Origin of the sequence: Motilibacter rhizosphaerae, from assembly GCF_004216915.1 — a bacterium.
In the GTDB taxonomy this organism is placed as follows: domain Bacteria; phylum Actinomycetota; class Actinomycetes; order Motilibacterales; family Motilibacteraceae; genus Motilibacter; species Motilibacter rhizosphaerae.
In genome coordinates this window covers 779,862-797,038 of sequence record NZ_SGXD01000002.1, presented here as the reverse complement: position 1 = coordinate 797,038, position 17,177 = coordinate 779,862, and the positions used below count along the sequence as shown (strand labels likewise).

The following is a 17,177-nucleotide window of genomic DNA, read 5'->3' as shown; positions in this document are numbered from 1 at the left end:
CGCCCGCCCAGTGGGGGGCTAGCGCCAGGAGCCGGCTTCGAGGAACTCGCGGATCCGCCCGATGGCGTCGCGCAGCTGCTCGACGGGCGGCAGCGTGACGATGCGGAAGTGGTCGGGCGACGGCCAGTTGAAGCCCGTGCCCTGCACGACGAGCACCTGCTTCTGCTCGAGCAGCGACAGGATGAACGCCCGGTCGTCCGCGAGCGGGTAGACCTCGGGGTCGAGGCGCGGGAAGCAGTAGAGCGCGCCCTTCGGCTTCACGCAGGAGACGCCGGGGATGTCGTTGAGCATCTCCCAGGCGAGGTCGCGCTGCTCGTGCAGCCGGCCGCCGGGCAGCACGAGGTCGCGGATGCTCTGCCGGCCGCCGAGCGCGGCCTGGATCACGTGCTGCGCCGGCACGTTGGCGCACAGGCGCATGTTGGCGAGCATGTCGAGGCCCTCGATGTACGACGTGGCGTGCCCCTTGGGACCGCTCACGATCATCCAGCCCGAGCGGAAGCCGGCGACGCGGTACGCCTTGGACAGCCCGTTGAACGTCAGGCAGAGCAGATCGGGCGCGAGCGCCGCCGTCGACACGTGCACGGTGTCGTCGTAGAGGACCTTGTCGTAGATCTCGTCGGAGAGCAGGAGCAGGCCGTGCTCGCGGGCTACCTCGACGAGGCCCTCCAGGACCGGGCGGGCGTAGACCGCGCCGGTCGGGTTGTTCGGGTTGATGACGACGAGCGCCTTCGTCCGCGGCGTCACCTTCGCGCGGAGGTCGTCGAGGTCCGGCTGCCAGCCGGCCGACTCGTCGCAGCGGTAGTGCACGGCGCGGCCGCCGGACAGCGAGACCGCGGCGGTCCACAGCGGGTAGTCCGGCGCGGGGACGAGGACCTCGTCGCCGTTGTCGAGCAGCGCCTGCAGCGCCATGACGATGAGCTCGCTGACGCCGTTGCCGAGGTAGACGTCCTCGACGTCGACGCCGGCGATGTCCTTCTGCTGGGAGTACTGCATGACCGCCCGGCGGGCGGAGAGCAGGCCCTTGCTGTCGCTGTAGCCCTGCGCGCGCGGCAGGTTCGCGATCATGTCCTCGAGCAGCTCCTCGGGCGCGTCGAAGCCGAACGGCGCCGGGTTGCCGATGTTGAGCTTGAGGATCCGGTGCCCTGCCTGCTCGAGCTCGCGGGCCCGGCTGAGGGCCGGACCGCGTACGTCGTAGAGGACGTCGCTGAGCTTCGCAGACTGGGTGAACTCCATGTGTCCATGGTGTCACCCGCCGCTGGGGCTCGTCGCCGGCATTAGCGGGCGAGGGTCGTGCCTGAGGACGATCCGCCTGTCGGTGACCGCCGCTAGCGTCCCCGGCATGATCGACCACCTCGGCCTGCAGTGCCGCGACCCCGAGCGCTCCGCCGCCTTCTACACCACGGTCTTCGCGCCCCTCGGCGTCGTCGAGGGCGTGCGCTTCCCCTCGCCCGACGGCCTCGTCGTCGGCCTCGCCGGCCGTGACGGTGCGTGGCAGCTGTGGGTGAGCGGCCTCGTCGACGACGGGGTGCGGCCCGTGCACCTCGCGCTGAGCGCCGGCAGCCGCGAGGAGGTGGAGGCCGTGCAGGCGCTCGCCCGGCAGGAGGGCGCCGAGATCCTGCACGAGGCGCGGGAGTTCCCGGAGTACCACCCCGGCTACTACGGCGTGTTCCTCCGCGACCCCGACGGCAACAACGTCGAGGCGGTCTTCCACGGAGCGCCCGAGGGGGCGTCCGCCTAGGCGAGGACGCAGTCGCCGCACAGCGCGGCCGGGTGGACCCGCCCGCCCGCGGCCTGCCACACGCCGCAGCAGGAGCGCCGCCGGAAGCGCCCGCCGCGCGCCTCCCACGTCCCGGCGAGGCTGCTGGCGCCGAGCCCGGCGAGCACCCAGCGCTGCGCGCCGGGGACGACGGCGGCCGCGCCCGCGAGCGCGGAGGCGGTGTTGCCGGCGGCGGTCTGCTCCGGCACGGCGTACGCGCCGGTGACCGCGCGCGCGAGCGCGCGCAGCGGGCCCTCGACGACGGCGACGAGGTGCGCCTCCAGCTCGTCGGTCGTCGCGGGCTCCAGCGCGTCGGGGGGCAGCGACAGCGGCACCGGACCGCCGAGGACGTCCTGCCAGTGCGCGCCTGCCGGCTGCAGCCGCGCCCCGAGCACGGCGGCCGCCACGACCGGCGTGACGAGCCGGGCCGCCAACCCGAGCTGCGCGACGGAGGCCGCGACGCGGGGCTGGACGGAGGGCCCCAGGGCACGGCCCGTGGCCTCCACCCGCGGCCGGAGGGCGGAGCCGTCGAGCGCTGCGGAGAGCGGCAGCCAGGGCGGGACCAGGTCCGCGTCGTGCAGCTCGACCGAGGCGAACCCGCCCAGCCGCTGCAGCTGCTGCGCTACGCCGGCCGGGTCCACCCCGCCACGGTATCCGCGCTCAGGAGCCGACGTCCGGGTAGCGCTCGTGCACGTGCTCGCGCACCTCGCGCTGCTGCTCCTCGTCGCCGTGCTGCGCGACCCGGGCGAGCGCGTTGCGCGCGTGGCTCTCGTCCGGGATCGGGTACTTCCGCTCCTCCGGCAGCGCGAACTGCCCGGTGTCGAGCTTCTTGCGGTCCTTGTCGTCGAGCTCAGCCATGACGAGGGGGTACCCGCTCTAGCGACTGACCGAGCGCCTGAACTCCGCCGGGCTCACGCCGCGCTCGCGCTTGAACGCGGCGCTGAGGGCGTACGCGCTGCCGTAGCCGACCCGGCGGGCGACCGCGTCGAGCGTCGTCTCGGGCTCGAGGAGCAGGTCGGCGGCCAGGGAGAGCCGCCACGAGGTGAGGAAGGCCATGGGCGGCTCGCCGACCAGCTCGGTGAAGCGGCGGGCGAACGCCGCCCGGGACGTGCCGCACGCCTGGGCCAGCGAGGCGACCGTCCAGGGCGCTCCGGGGGAGTCCTGCACCAGCCGCAGGGCGGGTCCGACGACGGGGTCGCCGTGCGCGGCGTACCACCGCGGGCCGCCCGCGCTCGGCCGCGCCAGCTCGGCGCGCAGCACGGCGACGAGGTGGAGGTCGAGCAGCCGGTCGAGCACGGACTCCTGGCCCGGCAGGTCGCGCCCGACCTCCTCGGCGAGCAGTCGCACCAGGCCGTCATCACGCTCCGTGGCGCGCACGAGCAGCCGCGCCGGCAGCGTGGCCAGCAGCCGCCGGCTCACCTCGCCCATCCCGGCGTAGGTCCCGGTGACGAGGTACGTGCTGCCCGCCGGGTCGTTGCCCCACGTCCGCACGTCGAGGTCGCGCATGACCGGCGGCTGCACCAGCGCCCGGCACTCCTGCCCGGGCCCGATGGCGACCTGCGGCGGCGTGCTGGCGGAGTCCGCCACGACGTAGGGGTCCGGCCCGCGCAGCAGCGCGACGTCACCGGGCGCGAGCTCCAGCGGAGGGCCGTCGTCCGCGACCACGACCGCGCCGCCCGTCACCACGGTGACGAGGGTGAGCGGCGCCTCGTCCTCGATCCGCATGGACCACGGCGGCTCCAGCCGCGAGCGCAGGAGGAACGCGCCGCGGGCGCGCGGACCGTCCAGCAGGCTGGCGACGGCGTCCATCGCGCCACCGTAGACGCTCGCGCATGTCCGTGCGACGCTCGGCGATTCCGCGTCAGCCCGTGACGGACTGGAATGCCTGCATGGCAACCGACATCACCGTCATCGGCGGCACCGGCAAGACCGGTCGCCGCGTCGTCTCCCGGCTCCGCGAGCACGGACTCGCCCCGCGCGTCGCCTCGCGCACCTCGCCCGTCCGCTTCGACTGGGACGACGCGGGCACCTGGGTTCCCGCGCTCCGCGGCGCGTCGGCCGCGTACGTCGCCTACGCCCCCGACCTCGCCGTGCCCGGCGCCGACGAGCAGGTGGCCCGGCTCGCCGCCCTCGCCACCGAGGAGGGGCTGGATCGCCTCGTGCTGCTCAGCGGGCGGGGCGAGCCGGAGGCGCAGCGGGCAGAAGCGGCTGCTGCTGCGGAGTTCCCCGGCATCACGGTCGTGCGGGCGAGCTGGTTCATGCAGGACTTCACCGAGGCGTTCCTCGCCGACGGCGTACGCGGTGGTGAGCTCGTCCTCCCCGTCGATCCCTCAGTGCGCGAGCCGTTCGTCGACGCCGACGACATCGCCGATGTCGCAGTGCGCGCACTGACCGAGGACGGGCTGCAGGGCAGGGTGTTCGAGGTCACCGGTCCCGAGGCGCTGACGATGGGCGAGGCGTGCGGGCTGCTGGAGGCCGCCCTCGGGTCGGAGGTCCGCTTCGTGAGCGTCCCGTGGGCGGCGTACGCGGTGGAGCTGCGCGCGCTCGGCGTGAGCGACGCCGAGGTCGAGCTCGTCGGCTACCTGCTGACCGAGGTGCTCGACGGGCGCAACGAGCGGACGGCCGACGGCGTGGAGCAGGCGCTCGGCCGCCCACCGCGCGACTTCCCGTCCTTCGCGGCTGCTGCTGCTGCCGCTGCTGCTGCGGTGCTGTCGTGAGCGGGCGGCGGACGACCTTGACCGCCGCGGTCGGGGCTGGCCTCAACGGCGGGGTCTTCTTCGCCTTCAGCGCCTTCGTCATGCCGGCGCTCGACCGGCTTCCCGACGCGGCGGCGACGGAGGCGATGCGGTCGATCAACGTCACGGCCGTGACGGCGCCCTTCATGACCGCGCTGTTCGGGACCGCGGCCCTCACGCTGGTCACGGCGTGGCAGGGCTTCCGTGCGCGCGGCACCCGCGCGGGGCGGCTGCTGCTGGGCGGGTCCGGCGCGTACCTCGTCGGCGTCATCGGCACGACGATGGTCGCGAACGTGCCGATGAACGACCGGCTCGCCGCCGGCACGCTCGACTGGGCGGACTACAGCGGCCCGTGGACCGCGTGCAACACCGTGCGGGCGGCGACCGGCATCGCCGCGGCCGCGCTGCTGTGCGCGGCCGCGGTGGCCGACAGGGTCCCGCGCGAGGCGTGCGCTCCGGCTACTGCTCCGCGCCCAGCCGTTGCTGGATGACGGACTGGATCCGCTGCAGCCCGGACACGGGGAGGCCCGAGACCTGCGTCTCCAGCTGGCGGACGTAGGCCGGGTCGAGCCGGGGCTTCTCGCTCGACTGCAGCAGGACCGTGCCCTCGCCGGTGAAGTCGAACTGGCGCTCCTCGCCGGTCTGCACGCCGAGCACCGTGTGCGCCATCGAGGCGAGGAAGCCGGACATCCAGCCGGTGTCGTAGTGGTGGCAGGGGGAGGGGCAGTCCGCCCAGCCGAGCAGCGCCTCGGGGTCGACGCGCATCGGCGGCTCGGCGAAGATGACCGGTCCGTTGGACGAGGCGAGGAACTTCCCCGTGCCGATCAGCGTGAGGAACCCCGGCACGATGGACTGCTTGAGCTCCAGGCTGGTCTCGAAGCCCAGCAGGTTGGCGGCGCGGATGGTGAGGTTGCCGGCGTCGAGGTCGTAGGAGTTGATGTCGTAGCCGCGGTCGCCGATGAGCAGCTTGCCCTGGCCCTGCGTCACCACCCACTCCTGGGCGTAGAGCGGGCTCGAGAACTGCCTGGCCACCAGGGAGCTCAGCGAGGTCTGGGCCAGGCCGTCGAAGCGGATCTGGCCGTAGTACGCGATCATCGCGCCCTTGCGCAGGAACCACGGCTGCTGCACCAGGTCGATGCTGAAGGAGTACGGGTTGACGTTGTCGTCGACCGGCAGCGTCATCGGGTTGAGCACGGTGGACATGTGCGGCTCCTCAGGGCTTCTGCTCGGACGCCTGGACGTAGACCGTGCCGTGCCCGGTCACCTGCAGCTGGATCGCCTCGCCGGACCCGCGGCCCACGGCGTCGCGCCAGCCGACCTTGGCCCCGACGGTGACGCTGAGCTGTCCGAGCGCGGCGATGTAGGACTGCGGGTCGACGGCGACGTGGCGCGACGGGTCGACCTCGATGGCGAAGGTGCCGCCGTGCGAGACCACGGCGACCGAGCCGTGGCCGGACAGCTGCGTGGTGAACAGGCCCTGGCCCGACGCCATCCCGGAGATCGCGCCGCGCACGCCGCCCTGTCCGACCTGGACGGTGGAGGACTGCAGCCCGCTGTCGTGCACGAGCAGGCGGTCGGCCTCGACCTGGAGCTGTTGGCCGGTCAGCTCGAGCACGGTGACGTGCTGGCCGCGGAAGCCGTACCAGACCTCGCCCTGGCCGACCGCCTCCATCATCGAGACGTGCTCGCCGGCTGCGCGCTGCAGCAGCTGCCCGGCCATGCCGCCGAAGCCGCCGCCCCCGTGGCCCGCCATGCCGGCCATGCCCGCCATGCCGCCCATCCCGCCGGGCATGCCGTGCGGGACGAAGGTGACCTCGCCCTTGTACGCGAGCATCGCGCCCTTGCGGGCGACGACGGGCGCGCCGAGCTGGACCTTGACGACCTTGCTGTTGATCTTCTCGTAGGCCATCGCTCAGCGCTCCGCGGGCTGGATGTAGACGATGCCGGACCCGTTGAAGGACAGGCTGTAGTTCTCGCCGCTGCCCTCGCCGAACGCCGTCTTCCAGGAGACGTCGGTGACGAAGGACTGCTGGAGCTGGCCGCGGTGGGCGATGAAGCAGTCGGGGTCGACGACGAGGGGGTACTGCGGGGAGACCTCGAGGGCGATCATCGGCCCGTCGGAGAGGACCGCGCAGGTGCCGGCCCCGCTCACCGTCGTGGTGAACAGGCCCTGGCCGCTCGAAGCCCCGCGCAGGCCGGCGAACGCGACGTCCGTGCGCAGGGTGCTCTCGATGGCGAGCAGCGCGCTCGACTCGACGTGCAGGGTGTCGCCCTGCAGCTGGACGAGCTCCACCTCGGTCGCGTTGGAGGCGAGGTAGACCACGCCCTGCCCGGACACCTCCATGAGCTCGAGCGACTCACCGGTCACCTTGCGCTTCAGCGCGGCCTTGAGGCCGCCACCCCCGCCCATGCCGGCGTTCTTGAACGTCACGGTGCCCTCGTAGGCGACCATCGAGCCCGTCAGGGCGCGTACGGCGTCCCCCGCGAGCTGCACCTCGAGCACCCGTGAGCCGTTCATCCGGAACTGCGCCACAGCACCTCCCCGCCTGCGGGCCGGCGGTCCCGGACCCCGCGCGCAGTCTGCCGCACCACCCCCCGCCAGGCCCAGGACCCGCGCCGAGCACTGCCCTCAGCGAACGCCGGCTGCGCAGCCGGCGGGCAGCGGGTTACGGTTCGGGAGCGAGCGCCGGTCGAGCGGAGGGACCCCCCATGAGCACCACTTGCGAGCACGTCGCGGGGCTGACGCCCGTCGAGCCGTCCACCACGGAGGGCTGCGAGGACTGCCTGCGCGAGGGGACCTCCTGGGTCCACCTGCGGCTCTGCCTGTCCTGCGGGCACGTCGGCTGCTGCGACTCCTCGCCGCAGCGCCACGCCACCAAGCACTTCCAGGCCGTCGGCCACCCCGTCATGCGCTCGTTCGAGCCGGGCGAGGACTGGCGCTGGTGCTTCGTCGACGAGGCGGTCGTCTAGGTGGCGGAGGCGCCCGGGCCCGAGGGTCCCCGCCCCATCCTGCTCACCGTCGACGACGACCCGGCGGTCTCCCGGGCCATCGCGCGCGACCTGCGGCGCCGCTACGCCGAGGGGTTCCGCATCCTGCGGGCCTCGTCCGGCGCGGAGGCGCTCGAGGCGCTGCGCGAGGTCAAGCTGCGCGGCGAGCGGGTCGCGGCCGTCCTCTCGGACTACCGCATGCCGCAGATGAACGGCATCGAGTTCCTCGAGCAGGCCATGGACCTGTTCCCGGGCGCGCGGCGCGCGCTCGTCACCGCGTACGCCGACACCGAGGCCGCGATCCAGGCGATCAACGTCGTCGACGTCGACCACTACCTGCTCAAGCCGTGGGACCCGCCGGAGGACAAGCTCTACCCGGTCGTGGACTCGCTCATCGAGACGTGGCGCGCGCTGGGGGAGACGACCGTCGCGGAGACGAAGGTCGTCGGCCACCGGTGGTCGGCGCCGTCCCACGCCGTACGCGACTTCCTCGCCCGCAACTCCGTGCCCTACCGCTGGTTCACCAGCGACTCCCCGGAGGGGCGGCGGCTGCTGGAGGCCGCGGGCGCCGGGGACGACGACGTCCCGCTCGTCGTGCCCCCGTCCGGCACCCCGCTGAAGTCCCCGGGCCTCGCCGAGCTGGCGCAGGCGGTCGGGCTGAGCACCGAGCCGAGCGGCGAGTTCTACGACCTCGTCATCGTCGGCGGCGGCCCCGCCGGGCTGGGCGCGGCGGTCTACGGCGCGTCGGAGGGGCTGCGCACCCTGCTCGCCGAGCGCAAGGCGACCGGCGGGCAGGCGGGGACCTCCTCGCGGATCGAGAACTACCTCGGCTTCCCCGACGGCGTCAGCGGCAGCCAGCTGACCGAGCGCGCGCGCCGGCAGGCGACGAAGTTCGGCGCCGAGCTGCTCACCACGCGCGACGTGGTGGCGCTGCGGGCCGAGGGCTCAGCCCGGGTCGTGGAGTTCAGCGACGGGTCGCGGATCTCGGCGCACTCGGTCGTCGTGGCGACGGGCGTGTCCTACCGGCGGCTCGCGGCGCCCGGCGTCGAGGAGCTGACCGGGCGCGGGGTGTTCTACGGCTCGGCGGCCACCGAGGGTCCGTCGTGCGCCGGCAGCGACGTCTACATCGTCGGCGGCGCCAACTCGGCGGGGCAGGCCGCCGTCTTCTTCTCCCGCTTCGCCGACCGCGTCGTCATCCTCGTGCGGGGCAGCGGGCTCGAGGCCTCGATGTCGCACTACCTCGTCGAGCAGCTCGCCGGGATCCCCAACGTCGAGGTGCGCACGTGCACCGAGGTCGTCGCGGCGCACGGGGAGGACCACCTGGAGCGCCTGTCGCTGCGGGACAGCGCGACCGGCGAGGTGACGGAGGTGCCGGCGTCGTACTGCTTCGTGTTCATCGGGGCGGCCCCCATGACCGAGTGGCTCGACGGGCTGGTCCTGCGCGACGCGGCGGGCTTCGTGCTCACCGGTCCCGACCTGCTCGTCGACGGCCGGCGGCCCGCGGGATGGAACGAGGACCGGGACCCGTTCCACCTGGAGGCGAGCGTCCCCGGGGTGTTCGTCGCCGGCGACGTCCGCTCCGCCTCCGTGAAGCGGGTGGCGTCCGCCGTCGGCGAGGGCGCCATGGCCGTCTCGCTCGTGCACCGCTACCTCGACCGGTCCTAGGAGCCCCCGTGAGCGCAGACCTCCGCACCGACACCGGCCGGCGGCTGCCGGCCGAGGAGCTGCGCAGCCTGGTGCTGTTCGAGTCCCTCCACGCAGACCAGCTCGAGTGGATCGCCGGGCACCACTTCGTCGTCGACGTCGCCGCAGGGGGCGACGTCTACACCGAGGGCGAGCCCGCGGTCGCCTTCGTCGTCCTGCTGTCGGGCTCGATCGCGCTGACCCGTCGGGTCCAGCGCGACGAGGTCGAGATCACCCGCAGCGACTACCGCGGGGCCTACGGCGGAGCGACCCAGGCCTACGTCGTCAGCAGCGACGGCGGCACCCGTCCGTACAACAACAGCATGCGCGCGGTCACGGACACCACCGTGCTCGTGATCCCCGCCGAGGAGTTCGCGGAGGCCGTCCGCACGTGGTTCCCGATGGCGATCCACCTGCTGGAGGGGCTCTTCGTCGGGCTGCAGGCGAGCAACACGCTCGTCGGTCAGCGCGAGCGGCTCATCGCCCTCGGCTCCCTCTCGGCGGGGCTGACCCACGAGCTCAACAACCCGGCCGCCGCTGCCGCGCGAGCGGCCTCGCTGCTGCGCGAGCGGCTGGGCATCGTCCGGCACAAGCTCGCGATGCTCGCCTCCGGCGACCTCGACGGCGAGCAGCTGGCCAAGCTCGCGGCGGCGCAGGAGGAGGCGGTCAACGGCATCGGCGCGGCCGAGGAGCTGTCCGTGCTCGAGACGAGCCAGCGCGAGGACGAGGTCGCGGACTGGCTGGAGGACCACGGGATCGAGGGCGGCTACGACATCGCGCCCACCATCGTCGCCGCGGGGCTCGACGTCGGCTGGCTCGACCGGATCCAGACCCAGACCTCAGCGGAGTTCCTCGAGGGCGCGGTGCGCTGGCTGGCCTCGGCGCTCGAGACCGAGCTGCTGCTCGACGAGCTCGCCGACGCGACGACCCGGATCTCGACCCTCGTCGGCGCGGCGAAGCAGTACTCCCAGCTCGACCGCGCGCCCTACCAGGACGTCGACCTCCACGAGGGGCTCAAGGCGACGCTGGTCATGCTGAGCCGGCGGATCGGCCCGGACGTCCAGCTGGTCAAGGACTTCGACCGCACGCTGCCGAAGGTCCCGGCGTACGCCGCGGAGCTCAACCAGGTCTGGACCAACCTCATCGACAACGCGCTCGCCGCGATGGGCGGGCGCGGCACGCTGACGGTGCGCACCGCGCGCGACGGCGAGTGCGCGCTCGTCGAGATCGGCGACACCGGTCCCGGCATCCCGGCCGACCTGCGCGAGCGCATCTTCGAGCCGTTCTTCACCACGAAGCCGGTGGGGGAGGGGACGGGGCTCGGGCTCGACATCTCCTGGCGCATCGTCGTGACGAAGCACGGCGGCGACATCCGCGTGCTGTCCGAGCCGGGGGACACGCGGTTCCAGGTACGGCTCCCGCTGGTCGCGCCGGTGACGCCCGTACCCGCCGGGGACTAGGCCGGCCGTTCCGGTCGGCTAGGGCTGCTCGCCGGTCGCGCCGGGCCGGGCCGGGTCCGCGCTCCACTGCGACCAGGAGCCGACGTAGAGCCGGCCCGTCCCCAGCCCGGCGTGCTCGAGGGCCAGCAGCGTGTGGCACGCCGTGACGCCGGAGCCGCACGACGAGACGACGTCGCCGGTGCCGTCGACCCCGACCGCGGCGAAGCGGGCGCGGAGCTGCTCGACCGGGAGGAAGCGGCCGCTGGGGTCGAGGTTCTCCCGGCACGGCAGGCTGCGCGCGCCGGGGATGTGGCCGGCGCGCGGGTCGACGGTCTCGACCTCGCCGCGGTAGCGCTCGGCCTGCCGCGCGTCGAGGAGCACGGTGCCGGCCCCGAGGCGGGCGACCTCGTCGAGCTCGGCCAGCGCCTCCGGCGGCCACGGGCGGACGGGGACGTCGACCGGCGTACGCGGCTGCTCGTCGCGCTCCAGCGGACCGGTGTACGCCGTGAGGCCGCCGTCGAGCAGGGCCGCGGGCTCGCCGAGCACCCGCAGCATCCAGACGAGGCGCGCCGCCATGACACCGCCGGCGTCGTCGTACGCCACGACCACCGTCCCCGGGGCGATGCCGAGCTGGGCCAGGCCCTCCGCGAAGACCGCGGGGTCGGGCAGCGGGTGCCGACCCTCCTCCGGGCTCGCCGGCCCCGCGAGCCAGCGCTCGAGGTCGACGAACACCGCACCGGGCAGGTGGGCGGTGTCGAACGCGGCGCGCGCGTCGCGCCCGTCGAGGTAGTGGCGCACGTCGGCGAGGACGCTGGCCTGCCCGTCGGGCAGCGCCTGCAGCCACGCGAGGTCGACGACCGGGGGGATCATCCCGCCATCCCACCACGGCGCTCTCGCGTGCGCGTGCCGTTCGCCCCTGCGAGGCTGGGCGGGTGGCTGCCCTCCCCGTCGGCTTCCCGGTCGCCGCGCCGCCGCTCGGCGGCCCCGCGGTGCTGGGTCAGCAGTGGCGCGACCTGGCGTTCCTCCACTGGCGCGTGGACTCCGCGGCGGTGGCGCCGTTCTTCCCCCGGGGCAGCCGCCCTGACGAGCACGACGGCAGCACGTGGGTCGGGCTCGTGCCGTTCTCGATGGTCGGGGCCGGGCTGGGACGGCGGTTCCCGGTGCCGTGGCTCGGCACCTTCCTCGAGACCAACGTCCGGCTCTACTCCGTCGACGACGAGGGCCGGCACGGCGTCGTCTTCCGCAGCCTCGACGCCGACCGGCTGCTGCCCGTCCTCGGAGCGCAGGCGGTGTACGGGCTGCCGTACCGGTGGGCGCGGATGACGGCGGCGGTCGACGGCGACGAGCGGTCGTGGTCGTCCGTCCGGCGCCGCGGCGGTGGTTCGCTCGACCTCAGGCTGCGCGTGGGACAGGAGGTCGAGCCCGACGACCTCGACGTCTTCCTCACCGCGCGCTGGGGCCTGCACGCCGCGCACCTGGGGCGTACCTGGTGGGTGCCCAACGAGCACGGCCCCTGGCCCCTGCGCTCGGCCGAGGTGCTGGAGCTGCGCGACTCGCTGTGCGCGGAGGCGGGGGTCGAGGTCGCGGGACTGCCCGAGCGGGTGCGGTTCACGAGCGGCGTGCGGACGGTGTTCGGGGTGCCGCAGCTGGTCCGGTAGGGCTTCGGACGCTGCCCCGCTCTCCTCGTGATCATGCAGGTCTTGGGCCCGGACGTCGGCGTGGGCGTCGACGTGGGCGTGGGCGTGGGCGTGGGGCGCGCCCCATCTCCCCGCGATCATGCACTTCTTGGCGCGGAGGCTTGGGGGCCGTGGGTGCTGCCTGGTGGCCCCGTGCTCATGCACGTCACGGGCGCCCTCTGCGGTGGTGGGCGTCGTGCCCCCTCCTTCCTCCGTGATCAAGCACTTCTGGGCGCGAGTCCCGCCCGGCGTGATCATGCGCATCGTGGGGCCGCTCGCGCTGCGACTGCACGCGGCCCCGGTCATCACTGACCCACTGAGCCGACGCCGCCCTTCGACGAGCAGCACGGGGGAGAGCGCCGGGGCGTCGGCAGGCTTCGCACTCCGGACACCGACGTGACCGATCTGGTCGTGCGGTCGGGTGCTGGGTCGCGGAAGGGGAGTTGGCTCGGTCGCCGCCCTTGTCCGCGGTGCCGTGCTGAGATAATATTCGAACATGCGTTCGAGTGATGGTCCTGAGCGGGGTGACGGGTTGCCCGTCCGCCCGGTGCCCGGGGTCGTCGCGCTGCCTGGACCGGGGTTGCCGTTCGCAAGGGCCGTGGAGCAGGTGGCTGCGGGGCCGATGCTGCTGTCGCTGGTGCAGCAGCTGAGTCGCGACGAAGGCCTGCTGCGGGCGTGGGCACTGGCGGGTGAGGGTGCTGCATCGTCCCGGCCGGAGTCCGTGGTGCTCGCGGATGCCCGGCTGGCGCTGGTGCAGGCCTGCGCGCGGGTGGAGGCGGTGGCGGCCGCGGTGAAGGCGGAGCTCGTCGCCTCGGCCTACGGGCAGATCACGACGGCGACCGCGGAGGCAGTGCCGGACGCGGCGCGGGGCGGCGGGGCAGAAGCCTCAGCGCGGGCGGAGATGGCGCTCGCGCTGCGCATGACCGAGCGCGGGACCGCCGCGATGGTCGACGGCGCACTGCTACTGACGACACGCCACCCCGGTACGCGGTGGCTGCTCACCGAGGGTCACCTGTCCCCCGCGCACGCCCGCGTGATCGTGGACGAGGCGTCCGTCCTCGCCGACGAGGACGTCCCGGCGCTGGAGGCGGCGGTGCTGCGCCGCGCGCCGGAGCGGACGGTCAGCGAGCTGCGCCGCGACGTGCGCCGCGCGGTGGCGAAGCTCGACCCGCGCGGGGCGGCGGAGCGGCACGCCGCCGCCGTCCAGCAGCGGAGCGTGCGGGTCACCCCGCTGCCCGATGGGATGGCCGAGATCCGCGCGCTGCTCACGGCGGACGAGGCGCAGGTCGTGTGCGGCGCGCTCGACCGGATCGCCCGCGACCTGCCCACCGCCGACCGCGGGTTCGGGGCGAGGGCCGGGTCACGCGCCGACGCGCTCGTCGCGGTGTGCTCCGTGCTGCTCGACCCGACCGCGGACGGCGACTTCCTCCCTGCGCTGACGAGGACGGCCGCGCCGGTGGCGGTGCAGGTGCAGATCTCCGCCGCCACGCTCCTCGGCCTCGCCGAGGACCCCGCGCACCTCGTGGGCCACGGCCCGATCCCCGCCGACCTCGGCCGCCTGCTCGCGAGCGACGGGACCTGGCAGCTCGCGATCACCGACCCCGAGGGCCGGCTGTTGGACCTCCACCGCCTGCGCTACCAACCCACCGCAGCCCAGCGCGCACGGGTGACGGCGCTGTGGCTGCACTGCGGGCACCCGACGTGCTCGGTCCCCGCGAGCCGCTGCGACGTCGACCACACCGTGCCCTTCAACCACGAAGCTCCAGGCACTGGCGATCCCGACGACCCGGGCGGCGGCCACACCACCTGCCGCAACCTCTGCCCCCGGTGCCGGCTGCATCACAACCTCAAGACCTGGTGGGGCTGGACCACCACCCTGCTCCCCGACGGGACCATCGCCCACCGCACACCCCTTGGCCGGGTCTACGAAGCACGACCAGAACCCCAACCCTGCGCCGCCTGACCCGACCGGCACCCACCTCCAGCACGAGCAGAGCACGAGCGCCCCGCCGGCAGCAGCTGGCGGGGCCAGCGGCGTGTCAGCGCACCGCGGACGAACGCGCACTCGGCAGTCGCTGGCCCGGGCACGTGCCCAGCACGCGGAGCATCGCGGAGCGCTCGCTCGGGCGTACCGCCAGGCCGTAGGCCGTCTTCACGGCCACTTGCCGCGCGACGTAGGCGCAGCGGGCGGAGGGGAGCGGGGGCAGCCACTGGGCAGCGTCGCCGTCGCCCTTGTCCTGGTTGACCTCGCCGTCCACCGCGAGGAGCTCGAGCGGGTCGTTCGCGAAGCGCTCACGACGCGCCGCTGACCACCCCGCGGCCCCCGTGCGCCAGGCGTCGGCGAGGGCGACGACGTGGTCGACCTGCACGTCGGCGCTCGTGCGCGGGCCGCGCTGGAACACCACCACCCGCCCGGTGTACGGGTCGGCGAGGCGCCCGCTGTCCACCGTGCACAGGCCGGACAGCCGGACGCCGGTCAGGTCCCGGCGCAGCACCTCCTGCCGGGTGCTGCAGCCGTCACCGTCGAGGTCGAGCCACCCGTCCCCGAAGGCCGCCCGGCGGTAGCCCGTGGCGACCCGGCTCGCGACCGGCAGCCGCTGCAGCGCGTCCACCGCACTGCCGGCAGCGCCGGGGGAGCCGGACGACGCCGGGGTCGACGACCAGCACCCCGAGAGCAGGACGGCCAGGCAGAGGAGCAGCAGCACGTGCAGGCGCCGGGCAGCCGGGTGGTCGAGGAGCACCCGGGCATCCTCGACCACCCCACCGACAGCACCCCCGACGAGAGCCCGTCAGCCGCGCGGCACCGTCAGCGTCACCCGCAGCGTGTCGTCGTCCGTGCTCACCTCGCGCACCGCGCGGTCGTCGTTGACGGTCGCCTTGACCCGGAAGTCACCGGCCTTCGGCACCGACCAGGTCCCGGTCGCGCTCAGCGTCGCGCTTCCCCCGGGGGCGATGCTCGGGGTGGGACCCGCGTACGCGCCGACCGGCGACCCGTTGACGAGGAACTGCACGTGCAGCGGCGCTCCGGCCACGGTCGCGGCGTCGCCGGTGTTGCGCACGGTCGCGGTGAAGCGGACCGTGCTGCCGGGCTGCGGCACGCTCGGCGTCCACGAGACGGCGGAGACCGAGAGGTCGGGCAGCGGCGCCACCACGGAGACGCGCACGCGCAGCGCGTTGTCGGACTCGTCGGACTCGGTCACCCGGCCGTCGTCGTCCGCGACCGCCTTGAGGCCGTACGTGCCGGCGGCGGTCGGCGTCCACGTCCCGCCGCCCGGGCCCGCGGTGGCGGTCACGGTCGTGCTGGCGCCAGGAGCGAGCGGACCGGGAACGCCGTCGTACCAGGCGACGGGCGAGCCGGCGAGCAGGAAGGCGACCCGCAGCGACTGCCCGGCGGGCAGCGCGGCAGTCCCGGCGTTGCGCAGCGTCGCGGACAGGTGGACGGCGCTGCCGGCGAGCACGGTGGTCGGGCTGGTGGTGACGGCGTCGACCACGAGGTCGGGCGCGCTGCCACCGACCTGCACCTGCACCCGGCCCGAGCCGAGCGCCGTGATCGAGACGTCGCCGGCCGGGTCGGTGAAGGTGCTGCCCGGCTGCAGCGGGGCGTCGTAGAAGTCGGTGTAGTCGCCGGGCTGGTTCGCGTGCGGCGTCGTGTCGAGCGCGAAGGCAGCGGTGTCGGTGCTGCCGGTGTCGCGGACGGCGATGTGCACGCCCGAGACCGAGGCGGGGAAGCCGGCCATGAACGCGTCCTGGCCGATCGGCTGCCGGTACTCGACGTAGTAGCGGCGCGCCCCGGACGACAGCACGAGCACGCGGGCGCCGGTCGCGTCCGACTGCTCGAGCGGGGCCAGGGCGTACTGGCCGCTGGCCGTGACGTCGCGGACGGCGTCCGAGGGCAGCCACCCGAGGGCGAGCAGCTGCGGCGCGCTGAACTCCGCCACCGCGTCGGACACGTCGCCGGGCCAGTTGTTGCCCATGGCGTCCCAGGCGTTGCCGTACTCCTCGTTGCTCGTCGTCGCCGACGCGGCCTCGCACTCCGCGGAGTCGGTGAGCGAGCCGCACTCGAGGCCGTGGGAGTGGAAGAGACCGAGCGCGTGCGCGATCTCGTGGGTGGCGACGAGCCGGCCGTAGCCGCTGGAGAGGTCCCACAGCCCGTCCTGCACCCAGGTGCGCCGGCCGCCGACCTCGCCGTAGCCGGCGGAGGGGCAGTGCAGGGCGGGGGCGTTGATGATGATCGCGCTGTATGCGGAGGGGTCGTACCCCGCGGCGACCGCGGCGGCCTGCGCGCGGTCGCTCAGCGCGTACAGGTCGCAGGTCCCGGGGTCGGTGACGCTCAGCTGGGGCGTCTCCGCGCCGGTCCAGGAGAGCCGTCCGGCGGAGACGTCGGCGTACCAGCTCTGCACGGAGCGGTCGTCCGGCCCGAAGAGGAACGCGTCCTCCAGCGCGGGCGTCTCGTGCAGCGTGCCGCCCGGCCAGGAGACGTTGATCGCGAGCAGCGAGCGGACGCCGGTCGCGGTGGCCTTGACGGGGGCGGCTCCCAGCTGGCGCAGCGTGCCGCCGGTGACGCCGACGTCGAGCGAGGCGCCCTCGACCCGTCCACGCACCTGGACGGGCGCTCCGGACGGGAGGGACTCCGCGTCGACCCCGTCGAGCTCGAGGACGCGGTCCCCGACCTGGACCGCGGCGCGGACGTCCTCGGGCTCGTGGCTGCCGGGGGGCGGCGGCGCGCCGTGGACCTGGAGGACGGTGCCGGTGAGCGTCGTGAGCGCGGGCTGCGCGGCTGCGTCGACGGCCGGGACGAGGGCGCCGCCGGCGAGGACGGGGACGACGAGGAGACGCGTTAGCAGGCGCAGCGAGCGAGGGGAACGGGACATAGGGGGAAGCACTCCATCCGGTTCTGTGA

The 17,177-nt window shown here is 74.4% G+C and carries 18 protein-coding genes; 8 read left to right on the top strand and 10 right to left on the bottom strand.

Going from position 1 to position 17,177, the window contains the following annotated elements:
- Positions 1-18: 18 nt before the first annotated feature.
- Positions 19-1,233 carry a pyridoxal phosphate-dependent aminotransferase gene (locus tag EV189_RS09220; protein WP_130492597.1) on the bottom strand — a complete coding sequence of 405 codons (1,215 nt, stop codon included), beginning with the start codon at positions 1,231-1,233 and terminating at the stop codon, positions 19-21.
- A gap of 106 nt (positions 1,234-1,339) precedes the next feature.
- Between EV189_RS09220 and EV189_RS09215 the strand changes: the two genes are divergently transcribed.
- Complete coding sequence (locus EV189_RS09215) at positions 1,340-1,738, top strand: VOC family protein (RefSeq protein WP_130492596.1); 399 nt, start codon at positions 1,340-1,342, stop codon at positions 1,736-1,738.
- On the opposite strand, the gene EV189_RS09210 is transcribed toward EV189_RS09215, so the two are convergent.
- From EV189_RS09210 to EV189_RS09200, 3 genes are read right to left on the bottom strand one after another with little or no spacing between them, the layout of a single operon-like run.
- Positions 1,735-2,397, bottom strand: coding sequence for a hypothetical protein (locus EV189_RS09210; protein ID WP_130492595.1), 663 nt, complete (start codon positions 2,395-2,397; stop codon positions 1,735-1,737). The genes EV189_RS09215 and EV189_RS09210 overlap by 4 nt on opposite strands.
- 19 nt (positions 2,398-2,416) lie before the next feature.
- Positions 2,417-2,614: a DUF6582 domain-containing protein gene (locus EV189_RS09205; protein ID WP_130492594.1), complete on the bottom strand. Its 198-nt coding sequence runs from the start codon at positions 2,612-2,614 to the stop codon at positions 2,417-2,419.
- 18 nt (positions 2,615-2,632) lie between these two features.
- On the bottom strand, positions 2,633-3,565 hold the full coding sequence (locus EV189_RS09200; protein WP_130492593.1) for an AraC family transcriptional regulator: 933 nt from the start codon (positions 3,563-3,565) through the stop codon (positions 2,633-2,635).
- An 80-nt stretch (positions 3,566-3,645) separates the two neighbouring features.
- On the opposite strand from EV189_RS09200, the gene EV189_RS09195 reads away from it, so the two are divergent.
- Positions 3,646-4,473, top strand: a complete 828-nt coding sequence (locus tag EV189_RS09195; protein ID WP_130492592.1) for a Rossmann-fold NAD(P)-binding domain-containing protein — start codon at positions 3,646-3,648, stop codon at positions 4,471-4,473.
- The gene (locus EV189_RS09190; protein ID WP_231116217.1) at positions 4,470-4,982 is read left to right on the top strand and encodes an anthrone oxygenase family protein; all 513 of its coding nucleotides are present in this window, start codon (positions 4,470-4,472) and stop codon (positions 4,980-4,982) included. Before EV189_RS09195 ends, EV189_RS09190 begins: the two co-directional genes overlap by 4 nt.
- On the opposite strand, the gene EV189_RS09185 is transcribed toward EV189_RS09190, so the two are convergent.
- Genes EV189_RS09185 through EV189_RS09175 form a run of 3 tightly spaced genes read right to left on the bottom strand, consistent with a single transcriptional unit; the run spans position 4,951 to position 7,009 of the window.
- Positions 4,951-5,694: an AIM24 family protein gene (locus EV189_RS09185; protein WP_130492591.1), complete on the bottom strand. Its 744-nt coding sequence runs from the start codon at positions 5,692-5,694 to the stop codon at positions 4,951-4,953. The genes EV189_RS09190 and EV189_RS09185 overlap by 32 nt on opposite strands.
- A gap of 10 nt (positions 5,695-5,704) precedes the next feature.
- Complete coding sequence (locus EV189_RS09180; RefSeq protein ID WP_130492590.1) at positions 5,705-6,400, bottom strand: AIM24 family protein; 696 nt, start codon at positions 6,398-6,400, stop codon at positions 5,705-5,707.
- A 3-nt stretch (positions 6,401-6,403) separates the two neighbouring features.
- Positions 6,404-7,009 carry an AIM24 family protein gene (locus EV189_RS09175; RefSeq protein WP_130492971.1) on the bottom strand — a complete coding sequence of 202 codons (606 nt, stop codon included), beginning with the start codon at positions 7,007-7,009 and terminating at the stop codon, positions 6,404-6,406.
- 191 nt (positions 7,010-7,200) lie between these two features.
- On the opposite strand from EV189_RS09175, the gene EV189_RS09170 reads away from it, so the two are divergent.
- Genes EV189_RS09170 through EV189_RS09160 form a run of 3 tightly spaced genes read left to right on the top strand, consistent with a single transcriptional unit; the run spans position 7,201 to position 10,622 of the window.
- Positions 7,201-7,461: a ubiquitin carboxyl-terminal hydrolase 14 gene (locus tag EV189_RS09170; RefSeq protein WP_130492589.1), complete on the top strand. Its 261-nt coding sequence runs from the start codon at positions 7,201-7,203 to the stop codon at positions 7,459-7,461.
- Complete coding sequence (locus EV189_RS09165; RefSeq protein ID WP_231116215.1) at positions 7,462-9,144, top strand: FAD-dependent oxidoreductase; 1,683 nt, start codon at positions 7,462-7,464, stop codon at positions 9,142-9,144.
- An 8-nt stretch (positions 9,145-9,152) separates the two neighbouring features.
- Positions 9,153-10,622, top strand: coding sequence for an ATP-binding protein (locus EV189_RS09160; RefSeq protein ID WP_130492588.1), 1,470 nt, complete (start codon positions 9,153-9,155; stop codon positions 10,620-10,622).
- Positions 10,623-10,640: 18 nt separating this feature from the next.
- Here EV189_RS09160 and EV189_RS09155 read toward each other — a convergent pair whose 3' ends face one another.
- Complete coding sequence (locus tag EV189_RS09155; RefSeq protein WP_130492587.1) at positions 10,641-11,471, bottom strand: sulfurtransferase; 831 nt, start codon at positions 11,469-11,471, stop codon at positions 10,641-10,643.
- Between the two features lie 62 nt (positions 11,472-11,533).
- Here EV189_RS09155 and EV189_RS09150 point away from each other — a divergent pair, with 62 nt between their 5' ends.
- Together EV189_RS09150 and EV189_RS09145 are read left to right on the top strand one after the other, a co-directional pair.
- Entirely contained in the window at positions 11,534-12,259 is a 726-nt protein-coding gene (locus EV189_RS09150; RefSeq protein WP_130492586.1) for a YqjF family protein, read from the top strand.
- A 616-nt stretch (positions 12,260-12,875) separates the two neighbouring features.
- Positions 12,876-14,240, top strand: coding sequence for a DUF222 domain-containing protein (locus EV189_RS09145; RefSeq protein WP_165400215.1), 1,365 nt, complete (start codon positions 12,876-12,878; stop codon positions 14,238-14,240).
- A gap of 76 nt (positions 14,241-14,316) precedes the next feature.
- Here the strand turns inward: EV189_RS09145 and EV189_RS09140 are convergent, their stop codons facing one another.
- Positions 14,317-15,018 carry an HNH endonuclease family protein gene (locus EV189_RS09140; protein ID WP_231116214.1) on the bottom strand — a complete coding sequence of 234 codons (702 nt, stop codon included), beginning with the start codon at positions 15,016-15,018 and terminating at the stop codon, positions 14,317-14,319.
- Positions 15,019-15,066: 48 nt separating this feature from the next.
- Positions 15,067-17,148 carry a CARDB domain-containing protein gene (locus EV189_RS09135; RefSeq protein WP_130492584.1) on the bottom strand — a complete coding sequence of 694 codons (2,082 nt, stop codon included), beginning with the start codon at positions 17,146-17,148 and terminating at the stop codon, positions 15,067-15,069.
- Positions 17,149-17,177: the final 29 nt, after the last annotated feature.